This window comes from Xanthomonas axonopodis, assembly GCF_001304695.1.
GTDB classification, from domain to species: Bacteria; Pseudomonadota; Gammaproteobacteria; order Xanthomonadales; family Xanthomonadaceae; genus Xanthomonas; species Xanthomonas axonopodis.
Map to the genome: position 1 here is coordinate 1 of NZ_JFAQ01000172.1, position 5,354 is coordinate 5,354.

The 5,354-nt window shown below is 61.3% G+C and carries 5 protein-coding genes and 1 pseudogene; 2 read left to right on the plus strand and 4 right to left on the minus strand.

All coding sequences use genetic code 11. The features are described from left to right. A partial coding sequence (locus tag XAXN_RS15245) for a hypothetical protein (protein WP_054320173.1) occupies positions 1-270 on the minus strand: 270 nt, incomplete at its 3' end. A gap of 52 nt (positions 271-322) precedes the next feature. On the opposite strand from XAXN_RS15245, the pseudogene XAXN_RS15250 reads away from it, so the two are divergent. Continuing rightward, positions 323-490, plus strand: a pseudogene (locus XAXN_RS15250) (AIM24 family protein); the annotation flags it as partial. 399 nt (positions 491-889) lie between these two features. Here the strand turns inward: XAXN_RS15250 and XAXN_RS15255 are convergent. Then, the gene (locus XAXN_RS15255; RefSeq protein ID WP_054320175.1) at positions 890-1,801 is read right to left on the minus strand and encodes a CorA family divalent cation transporter; all 912 of its coding nucleotides are present in this window, start codon (positions 1,799-1,801) and stop codon (positions 890-892) included. Positions 1,802-2,036: 235 nt separating this feature from the next. Between XAXN_RS15255 and xopV the strand changes: the two genes are divergently transcribed. Beyond that, complete coding sequence (gene xopV, locus XAXN_RS15260; RefSeq protein ID WP_054320176.1) at positions 2,037-3,032, plus strand: XopV/AopV family type III secretion system effector; 996 nt, start codon at positions 2,037-2,039, stop codon at positions 3,030-3,032. 87 nt (positions 3,033-3,119) lie between these two features. On the opposite strand, the gene cycA is transcribed toward xopV, so the two are convergent. Continuing rightward, on the minus strand, positions 3,120-4,496 hold the full coding sequence (gene cycA, locus XAXN_RS15265) for a D-serine/D-alanine/glycine transporter (RefSeq protein WP_054320177.1): 1,377 nt from the start codon (positions 4,494-4,496) through the stop codon (positions 3,120-3,122). Positions 4,497-5,060: 564 nt separating this feature from the next. Then, positions 5,061-5,354 (minus strand): transposase (locus XAXN_RS15270; protein ID WP_167694809.1); only part of this gene is annotated, 294 nt, incomplete at its 5' end.

Genomic DNA, 5,354 nt, shown 5'->3' on the forward strand with positions numbered 1-5,354 from the left:
CAGTTCCAGCATGGCTTGGCCGTAGGCTTCCTGCAGCTCCTTGAGCTGGCGCTCGTACTGCTCGCGCACGTCTTCGGGCTTGGCCCGCAGCGCGTTCTCCAGGCCGCGCTTACCTTCCTCGACACAGCCTTCGATTTCATTGGGCGTCAGGTCGAACTGCCGGCTGGCCAACGCCACCGTCGTCTTGCCCTGGATGATCTCCAGCACTAGCGCCGACTTGCCCCGGGCCGTCCAGCGCTTGATCTGTTCTTCGTCCATCACTGCACTCATCGATGTCTCCTCTGAAAGCTAACACCTGAGCAGAGTTTCAGTGGGTCATTACACCGTCGCCTGGTCAGGCACGCTGACGCCGGAACTGGTCACCGACGTCTCGATCGGCACACTGTTCGGCCGCGGCTCGGGCGAAAGCCTGCAGATGCGTTTTGCCGGCGAAGGCTGGGTGGTGGTGCAGCCTTACGAAGAAGCCAGCTTCCAGCAGTCCAAGGGCTGATGGCTGGGATTGGGGATTGGCGCAGCTGATTACGCTGATACCTGATACCCGTCGACGCGCTGCGCGACCGTACGATACCCCTCAAACCAAACGATCAGCATCCCTTCCTCCGCATGGCGGGGGAAGGTGCCCGAAGGGCGGATGGGGCAGCCTTCGACACAGCGCCAACACAGCCTTGCAACGCACCCTCATCCAGCGTCGCACGCGCAACGCGTGTGAGCACATCACCCCATTGAAGCGAGCAACACCGTCGAAGACATGCGAAACACCAAGTGACGCGCAGTCCATGCACAAAGCAGACTCAACGCCTCACAGGCCGCTTCCCGAGGCTTGGCCACTTGTAAAACGACGCACGTATCGCTCACACCCAAGCACCTCATCTCACCGGCATAAAGCGCATTACACCCAACCACGCTTGCGAAACCAGGCCAGCGGCACCACCACGCTCAGCGCGATGATGCCAAGCGCCCAGAAGTAGTGGTCGTGCCCCTTGAGCTCGGGCATATAAGAGAAGTTCATGCCCCAGATACCGACCAGTACGGTGGGCGGGATCCCGACGACCGATGCCACCGCCATCACCTTCATCACGTTGTTCTGGTCCATGTTGATCATGCCCAGCACGCTGTCGAGCAGGAACTCGATGCGGTCGTCCATGTGCTGCTGGAATTCGCTCAAGGTGGTCAGATCCTTGTGCAGCAGGGTGATGCGTTTGGCTGCATCGGCACCGAACCAGTCCGGGGCGGCACCATCCAGATAAGTGACCAGACGCAGCATGCCTTGCCCGGCGTTGTGCAGGCCGCCAAGCTGGCGGCCCATGTCGCCGACCTGGTGCAACATGCGCTCCAGGCCCTTGGTCTTGTGCGGGCTGTCGAACACTTGCCGCGTGGTCTCGGTGACCGCCGCTTCCAGCGCCTCGAGCCGGTCCGCCAGACGCCCGACCAGCTGGTCGAACATGCGTAGCAGCAAATCGTCCGGGCTGTGGCAGGGCTCGTGTTCCAGCCGGGCGGTCAGGGCCTCCAACGAGCCGATGCGCTGCTCGCGCAAGGTCACCAGGATGGTGGGCGACAGCGCGAACCCCAACGGAGCGGTGGGGCCGTCCTCGTCCTGGAAACGCGGCACATTGAGAAACAACACATCGCCCTGGCGACGCACCCGGCTACTGAATTCGATCTCGCCAATCGCCGCACGATCGGGCAAGGCAAACCCCACTTTCTCAGCGGCTTGCGCCAGCTCTTGCGGGCTGGGCTGGCACAGGTCGACCCAGCAACCTGGGGTGTGCCGGGTTCCGGCAATCGGGTGGATCGTGATCATGCATCGACTGTGAGATGAAAGAGCCCAAGCATCCTCCGCGTCCACCATGGCGTCAACGCCGGCACATGCCCATCGGCGACAGGGGCGACGGCGTGCCTGGTCACGCATGCGATTGCCGTGCTGTTTCTGCCAGGCAGGACGAACTTTCGCCAAATCGCACATCGATTCTGCTGTGAGCGGTATGCACGTTCTGGCTGCCGTACATTTTCCGCTCACGCATTCCAGGAGTACGCGCATGAAAATCTCCGGCTCGGCGTCTCGCGAGCTACACGAGCATATTGGTCATGTTGATCCGCGGCATGCCCCATCTGTGTGCGACGACATCCAACTCCGCGGCCACGCCCAGCTTCGTGAGCTGCCTCCATTGCGCCGGAGCGCATCAGCCAAGGCGCGATCGCCGGCGTTCGTCGCAGACAACAGCCATCTTGATGCGCTGTTCGGCAGCACCCAGCCCGCGCGCGGAAAGCAGTTGGAAGGAGGTGTCCACCGGACGCCGATCCAGTCTCAGGAAATAGAAACGCCCGCTGGCGGCCAAGCGCACATCAAGATCAATTCAACACGCCTGTTCGTCTCGACCGCTCCGGCGCTGCAGATGCCGCATCGTCTCGATCCAGCCAAGCTATCCAACGATCTCGGGCTGAGCGAGGACGCCATTGATCGCATCAGGAGCACCCCGACGTTCCACGAACAGACTGAAAGCGGCGCTCCGTCCCTGACGCCACTGGCTCAGCGGCTGCGCCTGGACGATCTGCGCGACAAGAAAGTGGAGTACAAATGGAACATCGCCAGTAATGGAAGCCTGGTCATCGGCGAAGGGCATCCTGGCGTGATCCTGGACGAGCCGATGACAAGCAAGCAGGCGCGAAAAAAGAAACAGCCATACGCGCAAGGCCATGTCACGCTCGTGGGCGGCCAGCCATGGGACAAGACTCCCTGGCAGGAAAATCGCATGCTACCCGAAGCGCGCCTCAGCGGTACCCTGTACCACAACCCGGACGGCGAGCTCTGCATCGATAACGACTCGGGGCGATTCAGCGAATATGCCGACCGCACGAAGCAGCATCTCGAAAACGTCGCCAAGCTCTTCCAGAACTACGGTCTACCGGTCACGCCGGAATGGAAAGAAAAGAAACAGATCCCGTTGCAGCGTCTGCCCGCCGGCGCGGCGGCGCCGCCGCCGCGCCCGGCAGAGGAAGCGGCAGGAACGCATTCTGACCCGAACGGTGAATGATCCACCGTACACGCGCATCGACATGACAGCTCGCAGCGTGCGGTCACCGCCGCACGCTGCACACCGGATGCGTGCCGCGCAGACCGCTCAGCGCAGTGGGTTTTCGTGGCGTTTGACAGCATAGCCAATGGCCAGCAGCAGGAACCACACCGGGCTGGCCAGCAATGCCTGACGCGTGTCGTCCTGCAGGGTCAGCAGCACGATGACGAAGGCGAAGAAAGCCAGGCACACGTAGCACATCAGCACACCGCCGGGCATCTTGAACGCCGAGGCGGCGTGCTGCTCCGGGCGCTTGCGGCGGTAGGCGATGTAGGCGCACAGGATCAGCGACCACACGAACATGAAAAGCACCGCCGACAGTGTGGTGACCAGCGTGAACGCCGTGACCAGGTTGGGAATCAGATACACCAGCATCGCGCCCAGCAGCAGGCACAGGCAGGAAAACAGCAGGCCGCACGCCGGAACTGCCGCACGCGACAGCTTGGCAAAGCCCTTCGGCGCATGTTGTTCTTCAGCCAGGCCGTAGAGCATGCGGCTGGTGGAAAAGATGCCGCTATTGGCCGACGAGGTGGCCGAGGTCAGTACCACGAAGTTGATCAGGCTGGCCGCCGCCGGCACGCCGGCCAGCACGAACAACTCTACGAACGGGCTCTTGTCGGCCACCACCTGCCGCCACGGCGTCACCGCCATGATCGCGATCAGCGCAAGCACGTAGAAAATCAAGATGCGCACCGGAATCGAGTTGATCGCCTTGGGCAGATTGCGCCGCGGGTCGGCGGTTTCTGCAGCAGTGGTGCCGACCAGCTCGATGCCGACGAAGGCGAACACCGCGATCTGAAAGCCGGCAAAGAACCCGCCGATGCCCATGGGGAACATGCCGCCGTCGTTCCACAGATTCGACAGCGAAGCCACGTTGCCCGACGGTGAGCGGAATCCCCACACCACCAGGCCGGCACCGGTAATGATCAACGCGGCAATGGCGATGATCTTGATCAGCGCAAACCAGAATTCCATTTCGCCGAACAACTTCACCGTGACCAGATTCAGGCTCAGCAGCAACAACACGCACAAGATGGCCGGAATCCACGGCACCAATCCTGGAAACCAGAACTGCGCATAGGCCGCAATCGCGATGACATCGGCAATGGCGGTGATGACCCAGCAAAACCAGTACGTCCAGCCGCAGAAGAATCCAGCCCAGGGGCCGAGCAAATCGGTGGAAAAGTCGATGAACGACTTGTATTCCAGATTGGACAGCAGCAGTTCGCCCATCGCGCGCATCACGAAGAACAGCATCGCGCCAATGATGAGATAAACGAACAGAATTGACGGCCCGGCCAGACTGATCGTCTTGCCAGAGCCCATGAATAGGCCGGTACCGATCGCCCCGCCGATGGCGATCAACTGCAGGTGGCGATTGAACAGGCTGCGTTGCAGATGATCGGGCGCGGACGGGTCAGACATGGGCACGGCACCGGAGAAGTGGGCAAGCTAGTCAACATACGAGATCGCGCCCATGCGTGCCAGGGGCGCGCGCCTTATGCCAGGCTGTGGTGGACACGTCCTCTGCAACGACCTGGGCAAGGCCCGCGTCGCAGACCTGCACCGCCCCAAGACCGCAACCAGCGTTCAGGCCGTACAGCACTCCCGGCGGAGACAATTCGCACTGCATGCAGCTCAGTCTGCCGGTACCTGCTCACGCCTGCCATCTCGACCGTAGCGACCTCGCATCGAACCGTCCCGAGTTCTTCCGACACCGGCATCCAGGTCAGACGCGCTGGTTCACGTTCACCGCCAGGGCACCGGCCATCGGAAGCTGTGGCGGAATGCCCCGGAACCACGACGCCAGCTAAGACTGACATCCAACATAATCTAGAAAAATATACTTTTCCGCCTCGCTCCTAAAATCTAAAATAAACCATTTCGGGCAGCATTAAATAACTTTCTATATTATCTTTCTGAATCAGATCTCCGAATAACCGATATCCGTCTGCGTTGGCGTTTCCGCATCCTGATTAGCCCTATCCCTCAGCCATGAAAGTTGCTTGCCATGCGCAAAACGCGCTCTGGGCAAGCTTTACAGCGCATCAGCGCCGTCGCCAGTCGCGGCAGCATCTGCTCCAGAGGAAATCGGCGGTTGAATCGATAGGCCGCTTCGGCCAAGTAGCGCCGCGCATATTTGGCTTGACCCACCGCATGGTAGGTGCCGCTGATGGCACGTTTGACATTGCCCAGCACCACATTCAACCAACGTGCTCCCTGGACTTCGGTTGCAGCACGACCGCCGCCGGTATCGAGGGTGGTGTGGGCATGCCCGGCCTC

Excerpts from the sequence above, each read along its gene's own strand:
- XAXN_RS15255 (WP_054320175.1), bottom strand. The coding sequence starts at position 1,801 with ATGATCACGATCCACCCGATTGCCGGAACCCGGCACACCCCAGGTTGC.
- xopV (WP_054320176.1), top strand. The coding sequence starts at position 2,037 with ATGAAAATCTCCGGCTCGGCGTCTCGCGAGCTACACGAGCATATTGGT.
- cycA (WP_054320177.1), bottom strand. The coding sequence starts at position 4,496 with ATGTCTGACCCGTCCGCGCCCGATCATCTGCAACGCAGCCTGTTCAAT.